Here is an 18202-nt window from a genome sequence, read left to right as displayed (position 1 = left end):
CTGGATGATGTTGTTATTCGGCGAGACCGAGCGCGGCGAGATGGGCTGCACCGGCGCGGACATCGTCGTGATTGCGAAGTTCGAGGATCAGGCGCGGGTTGGACGTCAGCCGTCCCAGCGCGCGGAACACGGCGACCCAGGGGATGTTGCCCTCGCCCGGGGCCCAGTGCCGGTCGGCAAAGCCGTCGGTGTCCTGCAGATGCACATGCGTCAGCATGTCGCCGGCGGTCTCGACGTAGTAGTCGACCGGCGGCGCGCCGGTGGAGATGTGGGCGTAGTTGGCGTGACCGGTATCGAGCGAGACGCGAACCTTGGCGCTTTCGAGTGCCTTGGCGAGACGCACGCGGTCGCGCGGATCCTTGTCCTCGATGTTCTCGATGACGATCTCGCAGCCGACGGTTTCGGCGCGGGCGACCACTTCGGCGAGCGTCGCCTTGACGCGCTCGACGAGATTGTTGCGATTGTCCGGATAGAGATCGAGATTGTTGTGATCCCAGGTCGTGAACGGCGAATGGATCACCATCTGCGTCGCGCCGAGGAACTCGGCGGCATCCAGCCCCTGAAGCAGGCGCTTGGTCACCGCCTGACGGATCATGGGATCGTGGCTGTCGATCTTGAAGCCCCAGAACGGACCGTGGATGCCGAGCCGGCCGGTATGGCCTGACAGCATCTGCTTGATCTCGCCAGCGGTGCTGCGCCAATCGCTGTCGAGAAGATCGGCGCGGAAGAAATCCTGGATTTCGAGATCGCGCTGCCGCTCCAGAAGCCAATCGCGATGCGCGGGTATCGACTTGATGGACAATGCGGCGCCCAGCACCGGCTTCGACATGGCTTGCTCCTTGACCGTCAGCGATGACGGGAGCAGCGCTAGACCAGTTCGATGACAGGCCGGTGAAATGCAGGTTTCGCAGCGCCGGGAGATGTGGACATCTTGACCGCGCGCTCCGGATTCAGACGACAGCGATCGCGGCGCCGATGCCGAACGAACACACCGCAACCGTTATCGTGTCCGTAGTGATCCGGAATGGAATCCTAACCAAGCTTCGCGTACATCGCCGGACATCGATCGGCGGCCACTTCCACGGGCATCATCCTCTGATCGCGCGCCACGGGGTTGGGGGACCACATGGGGCGGGGGATTGAAGGCTGGGGCAAGGTGACGAGGTCCGGACTCCTAGGCACTCCGGACCTCGACACTTTCTGAGATTGAACGCAAGAACGCGCCGTCCGGTTGGGGCATCCGGGCGGCGCGTTGTCGTTTCAGCGTCGTGTTTCGCTCAGCGCGTCTGCGGTTCGATCGTCACCGTGCAGTCGCCCTGCCCCTGTGTTGCGACCACGATATTGCCCGCGGCGGCGCCGAGGGCGATCGGCGCGGACGAGCCGCCGCCGGGCATCTGCACCATCACGCTCATGGAATCCCCGCGCGCGGTCGATCCCACGGTTGAGGGTTCTGCCTGGGCGACATTGCCCGACGCGTCACGCCGCATGACCTGGCAGTTCACGTTACTTGCGCCGGCCGCCGCCATGCTCGATGAGGCGGCGCCGCCCATTTGCGCGCGGGCTCGCGACGGATCGCGCGGCACCTGGCTGACGATGCGATGCGTACGCGGCTCCACGATGACGACATCGTCATCCGTGGCGAAATATTCGTAGTCGCGATATGCCGGCTCGATCGACACGATCTCGGGCGGCAGCCGGTGGAGACGCACGCGCGGCGGAATCGTCTCGCCGACCCGGATCGAGATGTTCAGATTGCGCTCCGGCTGGGCCAGGCGCGCCCTGCTCACCGTTTCGGAGATCCGCACCTGCTTCTCGGACGTCACCTGGGCCTGCTGATTGACCTGCGTATTGGTCTGGGTGGTCTGGGTGGCTTGATTGGTCTGCGTACCAGAAGGCGCGGTCTGCGCATTGTTGGTCGGAGCCGTCCGGCTCGTGTCCGTCGCGGTGGCTGGCCGGTTGGTCTGCTGCGCCGGCTGCTGCTGATCGGCAGCATTGCGCGGCGGCTGGGCCTGGTTCTGCTCCTTCTGGTTGGCCGCAGCCCCAGTCCGCTCGTTCTGCTGACCGGCGGGACCGGTCCTGGATTTCTCGGTCTCGGCCGTTGATTTCTGCGGCGCAGACTTGTCCTGCTTCGTCTCTGCGCTGCTCTTGCCGTCGCGTCCCGGTTTCGCACTCTCGGCTTCACGGTTGCGATCGCGCGCAGGCTCGCGGGATTCTTGTGCCTGATCTCTGGCCTTCGGCTGGTTACGCTCGGCAGAATTGGCCGGCTGGCGCTTGTCGTCGTTGGCCTCCTTGGCAGCGCCGCCCTTCTCCTCGCGGCCCGCGCCCTGCAGTCGCTCCTGGGCGCCCTGTGCACGCTCTTGAACACGTTCCTGGGCGCCGCCGCGCTGCGGCGCGGCGCCTTTCGCCGGCTCCTCGGTCCGTTTCGGCTCGTCTTTGCGCTCACCGGGCGCCTGGGCGTAGGCGACGCCGGAAGCAAGCATCAATCCGATAGCCGCAGTCGATAGCATCAAGTGCCTGCGCATAGTCCCTCTCCTCGAAAATTCGCAACAACACAGGCAAACGTACTGTGGGTGCGAAGGTTCCTGAGGAGGAACGAGGGCGATCAAACCGGGCTTACATCGCGTCCTTGAGCGTGAGGCGGGCTGTGAATGTCACACTGGTCTTGCCGACCAGCGCCATGCCTTCGACCTCGGCGCCGCCGGCGGAATAGTCGCCCGAGAAACCGCAGGTGACCTCCCTGCCGCCGAAGGCGAGCGTCCTGCCGACGGCTTCGGTATGCTGGTTGACGATCATGTCGCCGCGCCACTTTCCGTTCCGGAAGGTGTAGCTGCCGGTGTAATAGAAATAGCTATCGCCACCCATGATGCGGCCGTCGCAGAGCACCACGACGCCCCTCGCCTGGCCGCGCTTGCCGTCGCGCATCTCGATGTCGAAGATGTAGAGGCCGTTGACGACCCTGGGCTCCTCCTGTGCTCCATCCACCGCCGACATCCGATCATCCCCCACCGATCCGCCGCCCGATCAGTTCGGCACGTTCCGCTCGAGATCCTCGAGCCAGGCCGCCGCGCTCGAATCCGACGGTGCGCGCCAGTCGCCGCGGGGCGACAATGAGCCGCCCGCCGAGACCTTCGGGCCGTTCGGCATCGCCGAGCGCTTGAACTGGCTGAAGGCGAAGAAGCGGCGCAGAAACACTTCGAGCCAGCGGCGGATCTCGGGCAGATCATACGCCCTGCGCCGGTCGCTCGGGAAGGCCGGCGGCCATTCGCCCTTGGCCACGTCCTTCCAGGCGTGCTGCGCCATGAAGGCGATCTTGGACGGGCGCATGCCGAACCGCAGCGTGTAGAACAGGTTGAAATCCTGCAGCTCGTACGGTCCGACCGACGCTTCCGTGCTCTGCGGCTTCTGGCCGGCCTCCACCGGCACCAGCTCGGGCGAGATTTCGGCCGCCAGGATCGCGCCGAGCGTGCGGTTGACGTCGGCGCTGAACTGCCTGGACGAGATCACCCAGCGGATCAGGTGCTGGATCAGCGTCTTCGGCACGCCGGCATTGACGTTGTAATGCGCCATCTGGTCGCCGACGCCATAGGTGCACCAGCCGAGCGCGAGCTCGGAGAGATCGCCGGTACCGATCACGATGCCGCCGTGATGGTTGGCGAGCCGGAACAGATAATCCGTACGCAGGCCGGCCTGAACGTTCTCGAAGGTGACGTCGTAGACCTTCTCGCCCCGGCCGAAGGGATGGCCGATGTCCTTCAGCATCTGCGTCGCCGTGGTGCGGATGTCGAGTTCCTGCCAGCTCGTCTGCAGCGCCTGCATCAGCGCCAGTGCGTGGGTCTTGCTCTCGCTGCCGGTGGCAAAGCCCGGCATGGTGTAGGCCAGGATGTTCTCGCGCGGCAGGCCGAGCAGATCGACCGCCTTGGCGGCGACGATCAGCGCGTGGGTGGAATCGAGCCCGCCCGAGACGCCGATCACGACGCGCTTGGTGCCGGTGGCGCGCATGCGCTGCACGAGACCTGCGACCTGGATGTTGTAGGCCTCGTAGCAATCCTGCTCGAGCAGGCTTTCGTCGCTCGGTACGAACGGGAAACGCTCCACCTTGCGCAGGAAGCCGATGTCGGCGGCCGGTGGCTTCAACGCGAATGTCACCTTGCGGAAAAACGCCTCGCGCTGCCTGCGGTTGTCGTCGAACGTGCCCATCAGCGCGCGCTCCTGCCTCAGCAGGTCGAGATCGATGTCGGCAGTGGTGATCTGGCCGCTCTGCCGGAAGCGCTCGCCCTCGGCCAGCAGCACGCCGTTCTCGTAGATCGAGGTCTGGCCGTCCCAGGACAGATCGGTGGTCGATTCCCCTGCCCCGGCGGCGGAGTATACATAAGCCGCGAGACAGCGCGCCGATGTCGACTGGCACAGCAGCGCGCGCGAGCGCGCCCGGCCGATCGTGATCGGGCTGCCCGAGAGATTGATCAGCACGCTCGCGCCGGCGAGCGCGAGCTCCGAGGCCGGCGTCACCGGGATCCACATGTCCTCGCAGATCTCGACGCCGATGGTGAGGCCCGGAACGTCCTCGGCCGAGAACAGCAGGTCGACGCCGAACGGCGCATGCAGCCCGCCGAACGCGATCGTTTCCCCGACCATGCCGGCGCCGGAGGCGAAGTGCCGGCCCTCGTAGAATTCGCGGTAGGTCGGCAAATAGGTCTTCGGCACCACGCCGAGAACGTTGCCGCGATGTATGACGACGGCGCAATTGTAGATGCGATGGCCAAAGCGCAGCGGCGCGCCGACGATCAGGACCGGCATCAGTGCCGCGGAGGCCTCGACCAGGCCGGCGAGGCCGCGCTCGACGGCATCGAGCAGCGGGTCCTGCTTGACCAGATCCTCGATGGCATAGCCGGACAGGCACAGCTCGGGAAACACCGCGACCGCCACCGACTGCTCGTGGCAGGCGTTGGCTGCCGCCAGCACAGCCTTTGCGTTGGCCGAGGGATCGGCGACATGGGACGTGGTGACACAGGCCGCCACGCGCGCAAATCCGTGGGCGTAGATCGAGTGGAAAGTCATCGAGCGCAGTACCCTTGGTCTCTTCGCTGCCGAAGCCGTCAGCTCCGGATCATATGTAGCCCATCGGCCGGGGCGCGTGCAGGCCATCCGCCGTCATGCATAACGGATTTGCAGGGCCGCCGGTTCGCGCCCGACAAGCTCATGCGCTGCGGGCCAGCACGCCCGACAGGTCGTCGCGCAGCCATTCGGCGATCCGCGGCCAGGCATGCGCGTGGGTGCGCGCCCCCATGAACAGGCCAAGGTGGTTGCTCGGCTCGGAAGCCGCAGCAATGAAGGCTGGCGGCGTGCCGAGAAGACCAGCTGTGGCGAGCGCCTGCGCAGCCGGCACGACGTCGTCGTCGAGCCCAGCGAGCAGGAAAACCGGCGCCTTGACGTCCTTCGGATCGACCGTGCGGCCAAGCGCTTTGAAGCTGCCGCCGGCGATCTGGTTCTCCCGGAAGATCCGGTTGACGACCTCCAGATAATACGCACCCGGCAGATCGAGCGTCTCCGCGTTCCAGTGGTCGAAGCGCGCGAGCAGCGCCGCGCCTTCCTCGTCCGACAGGTCCCTCTGCAACGCCGCCACGATATCATCGCGGTTTGGCGCCTTGGACCACAAGCGGAGCATCTCCCCGCCGCTGACATTACCGCCACCGCGTGCGACGAGCTGGTCGTACACCATCTCGGGCGCGTTGCGGGTGAGCCGGCACAACGGCGAATCGATCGACAGGTCGACGGGGGTGCCGACCAGCACCAGCCGCCGCACCTTGGCCGGAAAGCGCGCCGCATAGAGCAGCGACAGCCAACCGCCCTGGCACAGGCCGACCAGATCGATCGGCGCGCCGATCTCGTCGATGGCGACATTGAGATCGCCGAGATAGCTGTCGATCGAAAGATAGCGCATGCTGGGGGTGGCTGAGCGCCAATCGGTGAGATAGATCCGGTCGATGCCGCCGTCTTGCAGGGACCCCACCACACTGTGGCCGGGCGCGAAATCGGCGATCAAAGCCCGATGCAGCGCATAGGGCGCGCAGACTAGCACGGGCTGACCTGACCGGCTCTGCGAGCAATCGCGCAGGCGCATCGTCGCAAGCTCGAGCGCAACGCGGTTGGGCGTCGTCCACGGCAGGTTGCTCTCATCCTGCTCTGCCCGGCCGCGCTCGACCCACCAGAAGCAAGCGTCCATGGCCAGCCGGGCTGCCGTGAACGGCCATAGCAACGACTCGTCGGGAGCACGATCCGGTCCGCTTGGCCGTTTGCCGATCTTGTCCACCATGACGAGGTCCTTATAAAAACGCCTCGAGGCTGACGACGGAGACGCCGAGCTCGCGAAAGCTCCGATGGGCCGCGGCCACCGAGCCGTCGAGATCGATGCCGCGGCAGGCGTCCTCGATGACGGCCACCTCCAACCCAGCCTTGCGCGCATCCTCCGCCGAGAAGCGGACGCAGAAGTCCAGCGCGAGACCGGCGACAAAGACAGTCTTCAGCTCACGTTCGCGCAAATAGCCGAGCAGGCCCGTCGCCGTCTTGTGGTCGTTTTCGAACAATGCCGAATAGGAATCGATGCCGCGGCGAAACCCCTTGCGCACCACCAGGCTCGCCCTGACGACGTCGAGATCGCGATGGAATTCGGCGCCCGAGGTGCCCTGCACGCAATGCGCCGGCCAGAGTACCTGGGTGCCATAGTCGAGCTCGATGGTCTGGAACGGCTGCTTGCCCGCATGGTTCGTCGCGAATGAAACGTGGTCGCGTGGATGCCAGTCCTGGGTCAGCACCACATTGGCGAATTTTTGGGCGATTCGGTTGATCGCGGGGACGACCTTCTCACCGCCGGGAACGGCGAGCGCTCCGCCGGTGCAGAAGTCGTTCTGCACATCGATCGCCAGCAGCACGTCGTGGTCGGAAATCTTCATCGCCAGTCTCATTCCATGTGCCCGGCGCGCCGGCCGCCGGACAGGCCCGCCTTAGTGTCGGTCTTCCCGCCCAGCTTCGCAACCGCCGCCACCGTGCGGAGCCTGCGCGAATTGGTCACTACGGCCGCCAGGATGCAACGGTTTGGCCTCGTCCGTGTTGACTAGGCGCACCCGAGGGCGGATTCTCGAAACTGTTCGTGACGGGTGGATGGGGTCGAAGGCGCGGAGGACAGGGTTGCCGAGGCCGGAAGGCGGCGGCGGCCACGAGATCATGAATATCGGCAAGACAGGACAGATTCTTCTCGCCGATATCGGCGGCACCAATGCGCGCTTCGCGCTGAGCCGGAGCGAATTGGGCCAAGAATTGGGTCAAGGCGATCAATCCGGACCGATCGATTATGTAAAGGTCGCCGACTTTCCGACGGTGCGGGAGGCCATCGCGGACGTCCTGGCGCGTCGGGCCGGTGGCGAACAGCCCCGAAGGGCCGTGCTGGCCGTGGCGGGTCCCGTCACCAACAACCGCTGCGTCATGACCAACAGCCCCTGGGTCATCGACGGCAACGAGCTGCAACCGGCTCTGGGCTTCGACAGCGTCCACGTGCTCAACGACTTCGAGGTGGTAGCCTGGTCCCTGCCCGCCTTGCAGCCTGCCGATCTGATCCCGCTCGGCGGCGGCGATGGCCTGCCCGGAGAGCCGTTGCTGGTGGTCGGTCCCGGAACCGGCTTTGGCGTCTCCTGTCTGGTCCAACGCCATGGCGCGCGCCTCGCCGTCGTCACCGAAGCCGGACACGCGACCCTGCCGGCGGAGAATGAGCGCGAGGAACGCGTGATCGCGCGCTTGCGCCGACGCCTCGGCCACGTCTCCATCGAACGCGGCGCGCTCTCGGGTTCCGGGCTGCAAAATCTCTACGAAGCCTTGGCGGAAGTTGACGGCGCTCAGGTGCCGCATCGCGATGCTGCCGGCATCACCAAGGCGGCCCTGGAGGGCAGCTGTCCCGTCAGCCGGGCGACGCTCGAGATGTTTTGCGCCATCTTGGGCTCGGTCGCCGGCAATCTCGCGGTGACGTTCGGCGCCCGCGGCGGCGTCTATGTCGCCGGCGGAATCGTGCCGCGCTTTCCCGAGTTCCTGACCGCCTCCGCGTTCCGGCCGCGCTTCGAAGCCAAGGGCAGGTTCCAGGACTATTTGCGCAACATCCCGACCAGGCTGGTGATCAAGCCCGATGCTAGCTTCGTCGGCCTGAAGATGTTTGCCGACCATAACGTGGATTGAGCTGCGGGAACTAGCCCCGCGCCGTTCCAATATTCACAGGTGATTGCGGCGAGCGCGCGGTTCCACGCAGGATCGTGCTTGCCTATATGTTCCCGATGCGAAACAATCAGACCGTGTGTGGCGTAGTTGCGGGGGCGTGACATGCGTAAGCAGGATCTGGGTTTCGACTATCACCGCTATCACCGCCTGCTGAGCGAGGCGGACGACGAGGACAAGCGGCTGGCCCTGATCGACCTCCTGATCGAGGAAAAGGCGCGAGACCGGCTGGCCGCGCAGCGCGCCTCGGACCGGGCGGCCATGACGGCCCACACCATTGCCAGGGTGCTGAAGAACGGCCGCAGCTGAGCCGCGGCGTCTTGTCGTCAGGCGTCTTCATCGTCAGCAGTGCGGCATCTGTGCCGTCGCTCAGTGCGGCGCCTGGGCCGAGGCTCCAGGAAACATCGAATCGATCATCGCCTTGAGCTGATCCATTGCGATCGGCTTGCGCAGGATCGGCCGGCGCCGGAGCAAGGACGGCAGCAGTTCTGGCCCGTAACCGGTGGCGAACAGAAACGGCTTGCCGCGACGTTCGATCAAGTCGGCGACGGGATCGACGTAGACGCCCATGAGATTGATGTCGAGGATGGCCAGATCGTATTGCGCGGTCATGGCGAACGCGCTCGCGTCCCGAACATTGTCCGCTTCCGCGACGACGTGGTGGCCGAGTTCCACCACCATGTCGGCGATCATCATCCGGATCAACGCCTCGTCTTCGACCAGGAAAACGGAGAGTCCGTCCGCCATCTCAACTCCGCAGTCAGCTTGCGAAGCTAACCATACATCAATTGCGGAGAGGATACACGAATTCGTGGCGGGCGCCGTTAATTCAGAGGCGCCCGATCCGATTCAACTTGATCAATCCAGTCCGCGCTCGTGGCTCAGGCGCACCATCTCCTGGATGAAGACCTGCTTCTGCTTGTCATCGAGGCTCGAATAGAGCGGCTCGGCGGCGTCGGCGACATTGCGCTGGTCGGCGGCACGGTCGATCAGAAACTGCGCCTCGTTGCGCATCTGCTCGATGATGTCGTCGGGCGGATCGCGCTTGGCACGCGCAACCCGCAAGTTGAGCCGCTCTGCACCATTATGTCCCAGGTAGTGCATCGCGCTCGAAAAGCCGTACCAGTGCTTCTCCTGTTCGGGCGTGAGGTTCAGCTCGGTCTTGATCCGCTCGATATAGGAATCGCTGTTGGCCACGATCTGCTCGGCGGTCTGCTGCGGCGCGCCGGGCTGGGTGAGGACGGTGACGTCCTTATTGTCCTTGCCCTGCGGAGCGTTCTTCGCTTCCTTGCTCGCCTTGGCGCCCTTGCCGCCTTTGGCAGTCTTGGCGTCCTTGTCCTTGGCTGCGCCCTGCTGCTTGGCGTCCTTGCTGGACTCCTTGGCGGCCGGCGGCGGATTGCCGCCATTGTTGCCGACGCCGAGCACGCCGGTGAAGACGCCGACGACCCCGCCGATGGCGCCGCCGAGCACGCCACCGACCGGACCTGCCGCCTTGTTGCCGGCGGCCGCGCCGTCCTGAACGCCTTTGACCAGACCTTGCGCATTGGCCACGGCGGCGGCACCGAGCAGCAGCGCGAGCGCGGCCCCGAGCGCGATGCATCGCCGCATGTGAAGCCGCGCTGACGGCACCGGGTTGATCATTCTCGTCTCCATCGTCGATCTCGCTCGCCTGTTGGGCGGCAGCCAACCCGCCCGCCGTAACTCTATCGTTTCCTCCGCTTCGCGGTCCAGCCGCAGCCAGGTGCTGTCCACGCCCGAAAAGTCTTTCGCGCGAAGCGGTTATGAAGGCTCATTCGAAACTGCGGCGTAATTGCGCACGGATTGTTCCTGGCCGGTTCAGGCCAAGTGTGCGTCGCAAAAAACAAGCGTTGGCAGCTCACGACCGCCACAGCACGCCAACCTTTCAGGACACAACGTTAGTTCTAGGTGCGGGCCGTTCGGGTTTCTCGACAGACGCGATCAATCATGATCTGATCGCGCTACCAATTTGCTGCGGCATCGGTGAATTGCCATCGGGCCGACGGCATCAACAAGAAAATCGAACAACAAGAAACTCGGAAAAGACGTCTTAGAGGAAACTCCAACAACAAACACCCAAGCGAGGAAACGAGATGTCACGCAAGAGACTGACGCGACGTCAATTTGTGGCTGCCACTGCAATGTCCTCCGCGGCGCTGATCACGGCGCCCTACGTCCGGGGCGCCTACGCCGCCGGCAAGCTCGCAATCGGGTTCTGGGACCACTGGGTGCCCGGCGCCAACAAGACCTCGACCGAACTGGTCAATGAATGGGCCGCCAAGGAGAAGGTAGAGATTTCGATCGACTATATCTCGAGTCAAGGCAACGGAATCCAGCTGAAAATCGCCGCAGAAGGCCAGGCGAAATCCGGCCATGACATCCTCGCGATGCCGACATGGTGGCCACACGCGCAGTCCGATCTGCTCGAGCCCATGAACGACGTTATGGAGCCGTTGATCAAGCAGAACGGCGAGGTGAACGGCACGGTCCAGTATCTCGGCAAGTCCGGCGATAAATGGCTTGGCGTTCCCGCCACGATCGGCAGCCAGATCAAGGGTCCCTGCTCGCGCATCGATCTGTTGAAGAAGCACGCCGGCATCGATGTGCAGGAAATGTATCCGGCCGGCAGCCCGCCCAAAGCCGACAACTGGACGACGGACACATTCCTGAAAGCGGCAGAAGCGTGCAAGAAAGGCGGCAATCCGTTCGGGATCGGACTGGGTGAGACAACCGACTCAGTCGATACTGCGGGCGCGTTTTTTCAGGCGTTCGGTGGCCAGCTCGTCGACGGCAAGGGCAACATCACCGTCAAGAGCGATGGGGTAAGGCAGGCTCTCGAATTCTACAAGAAGCTCATCCCCTTCTTGCCAGCGGGCGTCGCGTCCTGGGACGACTCCCACAACAACAAGGCGCTGGTTTCCGGCGAGGCCTCGCTCATCATGAATCCGCCCAGCGCCTGGGCAGTCGCCAAGCGGGACGCGCCGCAGGTCGCCGAGCAATGCTGGACCCACGGCTTCCCCGTAGGACCGAAAGGACGATTTGCGCCGTTCCTTCCGTACTTCTGGAGCGTCTGGAATTTCTCCAAGAACAAGCCAGCCGCCAAGAGCCTGCTGGTTTATCTATCGCAACCGGCTGCGGTCGAGAGACTCGTCGCGGCCAGCGGTGGCTATGACCTGCCGGCATTCGAGAAACTCACGACCCTGAAGACCTGGGCGGAAGAAGGCCCGCCGAAGGGCACGCTGTTCCACTATCCAAATCCATTCAAGCACCAAACGCTGTCGATCGCCGCCTCACCGGCGCCGCCGAAGGTCGCGCAACAGATCTATACCCAGGCCATCCTGACCAAGATGTGCCTGAGATTCCATCAAGGCGAGGCGATGGAAAAGACGCTGGCCTGGGCGGAAGGCGAGTGTGAGGGCTACATGCGGAGCTAGGACGGAGGGAGATCGCCGCGACGGCCCGCGTGTTGCGGGGACGCTGCGGCGAATCCGTTTTCGCGCCAGCGCAAGCGAAAGCCGACGTCATGCCGGCTTTCGCCGCAATCCCGGGAATTGGTTTCATCGAAGTGAATCGCGCAAGGAAGATACATCATGGCTGATGTCGCATTGCAGCCGAACAAGGTAGGCGCAACGCAACCGGCACGGAAACGCTCCAGCCTGCACAAGGCGCTCAAGCGAAAATCGACCGCCGCTTTCCTCATGACGCTGCCGCTGATTCTGCTGATCGCCATCCTGGTGATCTATCCGGCGTTTTATTCGCTGCATCTGGCGTCGCTGAATAAGTCGATGCAGCGGTTCGTCGGCCTCGGCAATTTCGAGTTTCTGTTCAAGCGCGAAACGTTTTGGCTCGTGGTGAAGCAATCCTGCATCTTCGCGATCACAGCCGTCATCTTCAAGGCTCTGCTGGGCTTTATCATTGCGCACTTCGTTCACAACATACCGGCCAAGGGCCAGCGCAAATGGCGCGGCATGCTGCTGGTACCGTGGGTAATCCCCCCGGCGATGAGCACACTGGCGTGGCTGTGGCTGTTCGACCCCTCCTACAGTGCGTTCAACTACACGCTTTCTTTCTTCGGTATCGGGCCGATCCCGTGGACCGGCGATGCCATGTGGGCCCGCTTCTCGGTCATTCTCGTCAACATCTGGGTCGGCGCGCCGTTCTTCATGATCATGTATCTGGCGGCGCTGAAATCCGTGCCGGAGCAGCTCTACGAGGCCGCCGCCATCGATGGCGCCAATTGGTGGCAGCGCCTCTGGTATGTCACGTTGCCGATGATGCGAAACATCATCGCGATCACAACGCTTTTCTCGCTGATCGTCACCTTCGCCAATTTCGATATCGTCCGAATCTTGACCGCCGGCGGTCCGCTGGATCACACCCATATTTTCGCGACCTGGGCGTTCCGGATCGGTATCGAAGGCAGCGACATTCCGCTCGGCGCCAGCGTCTCGCTGTTCATGCTGCCGATCCTGGCCATCGCAGCGGTATTCATCCTGCGGGATGTCAACAAGCGCGGGAATGAAGCCTGATGAGCACGGTAACAGTCGACAAGAGCGCGCCGAGGCGCACGGTCAAGTATGGCAGCATGAGCCGCGACCGGACATGGGCGCTGCGATGGTCCTATTTTTTCCTCACCCTGTTCGCGATCTTCTCGCTTGTGCCGCCCCTCTACATGCTGGTCACATCGCTCAAGACCAGCGCCGAGATATCGGCGGCGACCAATCCGTGGTGGGTTTTTCACCCGACGCTGGAAAACTATATCGGATTGCTGACCTCGAACCAGTTCCTGACGTTCTTCCGCAATTCCGCGTTCGTCTCGATCTTCGTGGTGACGATCACCATGCTGATCAGCGTGCCGGCCGCTTTCGCGCTGGCGCGAATGCGGTTCTGGGGCTCTGCGACGCTCGCGACCGGGGTTTTCCTGACCTACCTGATCCCCGAGACGCTGCTGTTTCTGCCGCTGTTCAAGATGTTTGCGGCATTCGGCGAGCTCACTGGAATACAGCTGATCAACAAATGGTATGTGCTGCTGATCGTCTATCCGACGCTCACGGTGCCGTTCTGCACCTGGATTATGATCGGCTACTTCGCATCGATCCCGAAGGAACTCGATGAAGCCGCCATTATCGACGGCGCGTCATGGTTTCAGACGCTGACACGCATCTTCATTCCGGTTGCCTTCCCCGGCATCATTGCGGCGACCATTTTCGCCTTCACGGTCTCCTGGGCGCAATTTCTCTATCCGCTGGTGTTCACGACCTCGACCGATCAACAGGTGCTGCCGGTCGGCATCATCACCAGCCTGATCAAGGGCGACGTCTTCAACTGGGGGCAGATCATGACCGGCGCGCTGCTCGGCGCTGCGCCGCCGCTGATCGTCTACGCCTTCCTGATGGACTATTACATTGCCGGCCTGACCGCCGGTGCGACAAAGGGTTGATGGCGAGGAGCTGAAGTTCGATGGCTGAAGTTGCTTTGCGGAAGGTAGTCAAGCGTTACGACGACGTCGAAGCCGTGCGCGGCATCGATCTCGACATCGCCGACCACGAGTTCATCGTGCTGGTCGGTCCCTCCGGCTGCGGCAAGTCGACGACGCTGCGCATGATCGCAGGGCTCGAGGACATCAGCGACGGCGACATCATGATCGGCGGCGACATCGTCAACGACGTGCCGCCGAAGGACCGCGACATCGCGATGGTGTTCCAGAACTACGCGCTCTACCCGCACATGACGGTCGCGGAGAACATGTCGTTCGGGCTGCGCCTGAAGCACTATCCCAAGGCCGAGATCAAGGCGCGGGTGACGGAGGCCGCCCGCCTGCTCGACATCACCGACCTGATCGACCGCAAGCCGAAGCAGCTCTCCGGCGGCCAGCGCCAGCGCGTCGCGATGGGGCGGGCCATCGTGCGCAATCCGAAGGTCTTCCTGTTCGACGAGCCGCTGTCCAATCTCGACGCGAAACTGCGCGTGCAGATGCGGATCGAGATCAAGAAGGTGCACCAGAAGGTGCGCACCACCACCGTCTACGTCACCCACGACCAGGTCGAGGCGATGACGCTGGCCGACCGCGTCGTGGTGATGAACAAGGGACGGATCGAGCAGATCGGCACGCCGAACGAGCTCTATCACAAGCCTGCGACGCGCTTCGTCGCCGGCTTCATCGGCTCGCCGGCGATGAACTTCATCCCATGCCGGCTCGAGGACGTCGGGGGCACGCTGCAGATCCGCCTCACCGACCGCATTGCCTTCCCGCTGCCGCCGGCCCGGGCCGCGCGCTACAATTCGCTGCCGCGCACCGACAAGCTGCTGCTCGGCCTGCGGCCCGAGCATCTCACCGAGTCGCATGCGCATCTGGAGCCCGGCGTCGAAACCTTCGACACCGTGCTCGACGTCACCGAGCCGATGGGAATGGAGACACTGGTCTATTTCGGACTCGAGGGCACGCCGGTCTGCGGCCGCGTCAATCCCAATGCCGGCGCCAAGGACGGGGCTCCCATGCGTTTGGCGATGGACCTCAACAATATGCACCTGCTAAACGAGGCGACCGGCGCCGTGTTGTGACGCCGGTTCAAGAAACTCGCGCAGGCAGGGGACGATGGCGACCAACAAGAAGAAGATTTTCGTTACGCAAACTTTGTCGCAAGGGGCACGCGCCCTCCTCACCCGGCGGGACGATATCGAGCTCGTCGAGTTTGCGAACCTGATCTCGGCTGTGGATTTCGAGGCCTTGCTGAAGCGCCACGCGCCGGTCCACGGCGTCGCGCTCGGCGCCACCGCCTTCGGCGAGACCGAGCTCGAGGCCGCAAGAGACATGAAGGTGGTGACCCGGATCGGCGTCGGCTACGACGCCGTCGACGTTCCCGCCCTCTCCCGCCGCAAGGTGCCGCTGATGGTTGCGGGCAGCGCAAACTCGCCCTCGGTCGCGGAAGCGGCGCTGTTCATGATGCTGACGCTGGCCAAGCGCGCCCAGGAGCTGCACGCCTGCGTCAAGGACGGCAAATGGGCCGACCGGCTCGGCATGCTGCCGTTCGATCTCTACGGCAAGACCGTGCTGGTGATCGGGTTCGGTCGCATCGGCAGCCGCACCGCCAAGCGCTGCCTGGCGATGGAAATGAAGGTGCAGGTCTACGATCCCTACAAGCCTGCCGCCGAGATCAAGGCTGCCGGCTGCGAGCTCGTCGCCGACCTCGACGCCGCGCTGCCGAACGCCGATTTCGTCACCATCCACTGCCCGAAGACGCCGGAGACGGTCGGCCTGTTCGATGCGGCGCGGATCGGCCGGATGAAGCCGAGATCCTATCTCATCAACACCGCGCGCGGCGGCATCGTCAAGGAAGCCGCGCTCCACGACGCGCTGGTCTCGGGCAAGCTGGCCGGCGCTGGCATCGACGTGTTCGAGGTGGAGCCGCCGCCGGTCAGCAACGCGCTGTTCGCCCTGCCCAACGTCATCATCGCCCCGCACGTCGCCGGCGTCACGGTCGAGGCGGTCCAGCGCATGAGCGAGCAGACCGCGCGCAACATCCTGAGCGTGCTCGACGGCGATCCGATCCGGCAGAACGTGATCAATCAGGACGTGCTCGGCTGAGCTGAGCTGAGCCAAGCTGGGTCCTGGCGGGCGACGGAAGCGCCCGCCTTCGGAACGCCAGGAAGCGTCCCATTTTGGCGCAGATCGGGCCCCAACTCAGCCTTAATCAAGCGCGCCTAATGTTCCCGGCCGCGGCGGCAGTGGGACAGAACTAGCCGGCCGCGTCGAGCTGGAGGATGGAGCCTTGTCAGAGATCGACCCGACCGACCACGCGCTGGCGACCATCGCCAGCATTTTGGAGCACCCCGAGCCCGTCCTCGTCGTTCGTGAGACCGAGACCATCCGGGAGACCGAGATCGTCGTCGTCGGTGAGCAGCCGTCGGTCGAAGAACATCATGCTGTCGACGAGCATCCAATGATCGACGAGCAGCCGCTGGTGCCGGAGCACATCGATGCGGATGGCTACAGCAAGGTTGGCCCTGGTCCGATGGTCGCGATCCGCCTCAAATGGACGGTCAATCGCGGCGATGACGGCCAATTCTACGTCCACGAGACCATCGGCGAGCAATCCGCCCCCGTGGTCAGCGGCCCCATGACGAGCGAGGCCGCCGTGCGCTTCGTTGACGAACGGGAGGACGAGTCACATCGTCGCTTCGAAGAGCTGCGCAGCGAGATCGCCGGCCGAAGCTCGCTCGCCGACTACGAGCGCAAAGGCGAAGCGTAAAGCGCACCGGAGTTCGCCGTGCACCTCTCCCGTAGGGAGAGGTGCACAACGAGTCTCCGCAACTACTTCCTTCCGAGATAATCCTTTTTCACAAGCTCGACGCCCGCGTGCCGCAACAGGTCGTAGGCGGTCGTGACGTGAAAGAAGAACTGGGGGACGCTGAACGTCAGCAGCAGCGTCCGCCCGGTGAAGGGCAGCTCGGTCCCGTTCTTCAGCTTGAAGAAGACATTGCGCTCCGCCGCCGCCTCGATCTCTGCGCGCGGCAGGCTTTCAATGAACTCGATCGAGGTCGCGATGCGCGCCTGGAGCCCGGCCATGTCGTGCTCCAGCGCCGGCAACGCTACGGGCTCGCAGTCGGCCAGCAAGGCCGGCGCGACGACGGCGTGGCGACAGGCTTCACCCACCTGCTGCGCGAGGTCGTACATGTTCGGCGCAAGGCGCATGCCGAGCAGGACTGCCGGGTTGAACTTGCGGGCCTCCGCATAGGCGACGCCCTTGTCGAGCAGCGCGGAGAGGTTACGCAAATACGGCACGAAGAGGCCGACCGAGGCCTCGTACGTCGAGATCGTCACGTCGAGATTCCTTTCAATTCCGCCTCGCCAGAGGCGCGCATCTGGTTTAAATCCACGCTGTGAAGAGCTGTACAATGACAGCTTACGCAGGGGTGGAGAAGAGATGATCGTGCGTATCGCATTGGCTTTGGCCGTGGCGTTGTTGGCAAACCTTTCGGCCCAAGCGCAGCAGGCGCCCTCGCGGCTCGACGAGATCGTCAAGCGCGGCACCTTGCGGGTCGGCATGACCGGCGACTACAAGCCCTTCACCTATCTGGACAAGGCGACGCAGACATTCAGCGGCTTCGACGTCGACATGGCGGAGTCGCTCGGCAAGGCGCTTGGGGTCAAGGTCGAATACGTAGCCACGGCCTGGCCGAAGCTGATGAAGGATTTCGAGGCCGACCAGTTCGACATCGCGATGGGCGGCGTCTCGGTCACGCTCGACCGCCAGAAGAAGGGCTTCTTCTCGACGCCGATCATGCGCGAGGGCAAGACGCCGATCACGCGCTGCGCCGATGTCGGCAAGTACCAGAGCATCGCCGACATCGACAAGAAGGGCACCCGCGTGATCGTCAATCCCGGCGGCACCAACGAGCGCTTCGCGCGCGCCAACATCAAGGACGCCGACATCACCGTCTTCCCCGACAACACCGTGATCTTCGACGAGATCGCCAAGGGCAATGCCGACCTGATGATGACGGACGCCTCCGAGACGCGCTACCAGCAGAAGCAGCATCAAGGCGTGCTCTGCGCGGTGCATCCGGAAAAACCATTCGATTTCTCCGAGAAGGCCTACTGGCTCCAGCGCGACATGGCGCTGAAGGCCTTCGTCGACCAATGGCTGCACATTTCCATGGAAGACGGCAGCTACAGGAAGATCTACGCCGCCTGGTTCGATTAGAGCGTTGTCGCGCGAGGCAAGGAACCGCTGCCGTCAAGAAGACGCGCTGAGGTCAGACCTTGGAATCCCGTTCCGATTCCGTTGGCATGGCGCTTCAGGCCGCGTCCTCCTGTCGCTGCCTCGGCCCAACTTTGGACCGGCCCCTCGCCTATTGAACCCTGAACCGCAGGACGGCGACTCATACCGAGACAGTGATCTAGATCACGTTTTGCAATCGAACCGCCGCG

Annotated in this window: 18 protein-coding genes; 9 read left to right on the top strand and 9 right to left on the bottom strand. The window is 64.0% G+C overall.

Annotation, left to right across the window (positions count from 1 at the left end):
* Nucleotides 1-13: 13 nt before the first annotated feature.
* The 6 genes from D6B98_RS14305 to pncA all read right to left on the bottom strand — a co-directional run bounded on the left by D6B98_RS14305 (nucleotide 14) and on the right by pncA (nucleotide 6959).
* Nucleotides 14-829 (bottom strand): sugar phosphate isomerase/epimerase family protein, encoded by an 816-nt coding sequence (locus tag D6B98_RS14305; protein ID WP_126257635.1) that lies wholly within the window; start codon nucleotides 827-829, stop codon nucleotides 14-16.
* Between the two features lie 448 nt (nucleotides 830-1277).
* Nucleotides 1278-2522: a DUF1236 domain-containing protein gene (locus D6B98_RS14300; RefSeq protein WP_126257634.1), complete on the bottom strand. Its 1245-nt coding sequence runs from the start codon at nucleotides 2520-2522 to the stop codon at nucleotides 1278-1280.
* 91 nt (nucleotides 2523-2613) lie between these two features.
* Entirely contained in the window at nucleotides 2614-2991 is a 378-nt protein-coding gene (locus D6B98_RS14295; protein ID WP_126257633.1) for a GrlR family regulatory protein, read from the bottom strand.
* Between the two features lie 30 nt (nucleotides 2992-3021).
* On the bottom strand, nucleotides 3022-5055 hold the full coding sequence (locus D6B98_RS14290; protein ID WP_126257632.1) for an NAD(+) synthase: 2034 nt from the start codon (nucleotides 5053-5055) through the stop codon (nucleotides 3022-3024).
* 139 nt (nucleotides 5056-5194) lie between these two features.
* Nucleotides 5195-6310 carry an alpha/beta fold hydrolase gene (locus D6B98_RS14285; protein ID WP_126257631.1) on the bottom strand — a complete coding sequence of 372 codons (1116 nt, stop codon included), beginning with the start codon at nucleotides 6308-6310 and terminating at the stop codon, nucleotides 5195-5197.
* A 10-nt stretch (nucleotides 6311-6320) separates the two neighbouring features.
* Nucleotides 6321-6959 (bottom strand): bifunctional nicotinamidase/pyrazinamidase, encoded by a 639-nt coding sequence (gene pncA, locus D6B98_RS14280; protein ID WP_126257630.1) that lies wholly within the window; start codon nucleotides 6957-6959, stop codon nucleotides 6321-6323.
* Between the two features lie 259 nt (nucleotides 6960-7218).
* Here pncA and glk point away from each other — a divergent pair, with 259 nt between their 5' ends.
* Both glk and D6B98_RS14270 read left to right on the top strand, forming a co-directional pair.
* Nucleotides 7219-8217, top strand: a complete 999-nt coding sequence (gene glk / locus D6B98_RS14275) for a glucokinase (RefSeq protein ID WP_126257809.1) — start codon at nucleotides 7219-7221, stop codon at nucleotides 8215-8217.
* A gap of 141 nt (nucleotides 8218-8358) precedes the next feature.
* Complete coding sequence (locus D6B98_RS14270) at nucleotides 8359-8562, top strand: hypothetical protein (RefSeq protein WP_126257629.1); 204 nt, start codon at nucleotides 8359-8361, stop codon at nucleotides 8560-8562.
* A gap of 60 nt (nucleotides 8563-8622) precedes the next feature.
* Here D6B98_RS14270 and D6B98_RS14265 read toward each other — a convergent pair whose 3' ends face one another.
* Nucleotides 8623-9000, bottom strand: a complete 378-nt coding sequence (locus D6B98_RS14265) for a response regulator (RefSeq protein ID WP_126257628.1) — start codon at nucleotides 8998-9000, stop codon at nucleotides 8623-8625.
* A gap of 111 nt (nucleotides 9001-9111) precedes the next feature.
* Nucleotides 9112-9894 carry a Spy/CpxP family protein refolding chaperone gene (locus D6B98_RS14260; protein ID WP_164718596.1) on the bottom strand — a complete coding sequence of 261 codons (783 nt, stop codon included), beginning with the start codon at nucleotides 9892-9894 and terminating at the stop codon, nucleotides 9112-9114.
* 470 nt (nucleotides 9895-10364) lie between these two features.
* On the opposite strand from D6B98_RS14260, the gene D6B98_RS14255 reads away from it, so the two are divergent.
* From D6B98_RS14255 to D6B98_RS39840, 6 genes are all read left to right on the top strand, one after another.
* Nucleotides 10365-11705 (top strand): ABC transporter substrate-binding protein, encoded by a 1341-nt coding sequence (locus tag D6B98_RS14255; RefSeq protein WP_126257626.1) that lies wholly within the window; start codon nucleotides 10365-10367, stop codon nucleotides 11703-11705.
* 156 nt (nucleotides 11706-11861) lie between these two features.
* Nucleotides 11862-12800, top strand: a complete 939-nt coding sequence (locus D6B98_RS14250; RefSeq protein ID WP_126257625.1) for a carbohydrate ABC transporter permease — start codon at nucleotides 11862-11864, stop codon at nucleotides 12798-12800.
* Complete coding sequence (locus tag D6B98_RS14245) at nucleotides 12800-13711, top strand: carbohydrate ABC transporter permease (protein WP_126257624.1); 912 nt, start codon at nucleotides 12800-12802, stop codon at nucleotides 13709-13711. Before D6B98_RS14250 ends, D6B98_RS14245 begins: the two co-directional genes overlap by 1 nt.
* 20 nt (nucleotides 13712-13731) lie before the next feature.
* A complete protein-coding gene (locus tag D6B98_RS14240) occupies nucleotides 13732-14832 on the top strand; it encodes an ABC transporter ATP-binding protein (RefSeq protein WP_126257623.1) in 1101 nt (366 codons plus the stop codon).
* 34 nt (nucleotides 14833-14866) lie between these two features.
* A complete protein-coding gene (locus D6B98_RS14235; protein WP_126257622.1) occupies nucleotides 14867-15856 on the top strand; it encodes a hydroxyacid dehydrogenase in 990 nt (329 codons plus the stop codon).
* Between the two features lie 184 nt (nucleotides 15857-16040).
* The gene (locus tag D6B98_RS39840; RefSeq protein ID WP_164718595.1) at nucleotides 16041-16520 is read left to right on the top strand and encodes a hypothetical protein; all 480 of its coding nucleotides are present in this window, start codon (nucleotides 16041-16043) and stop codon (nucleotides 16518-16520) included.
* 62 nt (nucleotides 16521-16582) lie between these two features.
* Here the strand turns inward: D6B98_RS39840 and D6B98_RS14225 are convergent, their stop codons facing one another.
* Nucleotides 16583-17092: a DUF1993 domain-containing protein gene (locus D6B98_RS14225; protein WP_205680483.1), complete on the bottom strand. Its 510-nt coding sequence runs from the start codon at nucleotides 17090-17092 to the stop codon at nucleotides 16583-16585.
* A 103-nt stretch (nucleotides 17093-17195) separates the two neighbouring features.
* Here D6B98_RS14225 and D6B98_RS14220 point away from each other — a divergent pair, with 103 nt between their 5' ends.
* Nucleotides 17196-17975 carry a transporter substrate-binding domain-containing protein gene (locus D6B98_RS14220; protein ID WP_126257621.1) on the top strand — a complete coding sequence of 260 codons (780 nt, stop codon included), beginning with the start codon at nucleotides 17196-17198 and terminating at the stop codon, nucleotides 17973-17975.
* The last annotated feature ends 227 nt before the right edge of the window (nucleotides 17976-18202 follow it).

Source organism: Bradyrhizobium sp. LVM 105, from assembly GCF_003957705.1.
Classification (GTDB): domain Bacteria; phylum Pseudomonadota; class Alphaproteobacteria; order Rhizobiales; family Xanthobacteraceae; genus Bradyrhizobium; species Bradyrhizobium frederickii.
Note: the sequence above shows the minus strand (reverse complement) of the source record. Positions and strands in the feature narration are given on the sequence as shown.

Excerpts from the sequence above, each read along its gene's own strand:
- pncA (WP_126257630.1), bottom strand. The coding sequence starts at position 6,959 with ATGAGACTGGCGATGAAGATTTCCGACCACGACGTGCTGCTGGCGATC.
- D6B98_RS14255 (WP_126257626.1), top strand. The coding sequence starts at position 10,365 with ATGTCACGCAAGAGACTGACGCGACGTCAATTTGTGGCTGCCACTGCA.
- D6B98_RS14260 (WP_164718596.1), bottom strand. The coding sequence starts at position 9,894 with ATGATCAACCCGGTGCCGTCAGCGCGGCTTCACATGCGGCGATGCATC.
- D6B98_RS14295 (WP_126257633.1), bottom strand. The coding sequence starts at position 2,991 with ATGTCGGCGGTGGATGGAGCACAGGAGGAGCCCAGGGTCGTCAACGGC.
- D6B98_RS14285 (WP_126257631.1), bottom strand. The coding sequence starts at position 6,310 with ATGGTGGACAAGATCGGCAAACGGCCAAGCGGACCGGATCGTGCTCCC.
- D6B98_RS14250 (WP_126257625.1), top strand. The coding sequence starts at position 11,862 with ATGGCTGATGTCGCATTGCAGCCGAACAAGGTAGGCGCAACGCAACCG.
- D6B98_RS14220 (WP_126257621.1), top strand. The coding sequence starts at position 17,196 with ATGATCGTGCGTATCGCATTGGCTTTGGCCGTGGCGTTGTTGGCAAAC.
- D6B98_RS14240 (WP_126257623.1), top strand. The coding sequence starts at position 13,732 with ATGGCTGAAGTTGCTTTGCGGAAGGTAGTCAAGCGTTACGACGACGTC.
- D6B98_RS14235 (WP_126257622.1), top strand. The coding sequence starts at position 14,867 with ATGGCGACCAACAAGAAGAAGATTTTCGTTACGCAAACTTTGTCGCAA.
- D6B98_RS14300 (WP_126257634.1), bottom strand. The coding sequence starts at position 2,522 with ATGCGCAGGCACTTGATGCTATCGACTGCGGCTATCGGATTGATGCTT.
- D6B98_RS14245 (WP_126257624.1), top strand. The coding sequence starts at position 12,800 with ATGAGCACGGTAACAGTCGACAAGAGCGCGCCGAGGCGCACGGTCAAG.
- D6B98_RS14265 (WP_126257628.1), bottom strand. The coding sequence starts at position 9,000 with ATGGCGGACGGACTCTCCGTTTTCCTGGTCGAAGACGAGGCGTTGATC.
- glk (WP_126257809.1), top strand. The coding sequence starts at position 7,219 with ATGAATATCGGCAAGACAGGACAGATTCTTCTCGCCGATATCGGCGGC.
- D6B98_RS14290 (WP_126257632.1), bottom strand. The coding sequence starts at position 5,055 with ATGACTTTCCACTCGATCTACGCCCACGGATTTGCGCGCGTGGCGGCC.
- D6B98_RS14305 (WP_126257635.1), bottom strand. The coding sequence starts at position 829 with ATGTCGAAGCCGGTGCTGGGCGCCGCATTGTCCATCAAGTCGATACCC.
- D6B98_RS14270 (WP_126257629.1), top strand. The coding sequence starts at position 8,359 with ATGCGTAAGCAGGATCTGGGTTTCGACTATCACCGCTATCACCGCCTG.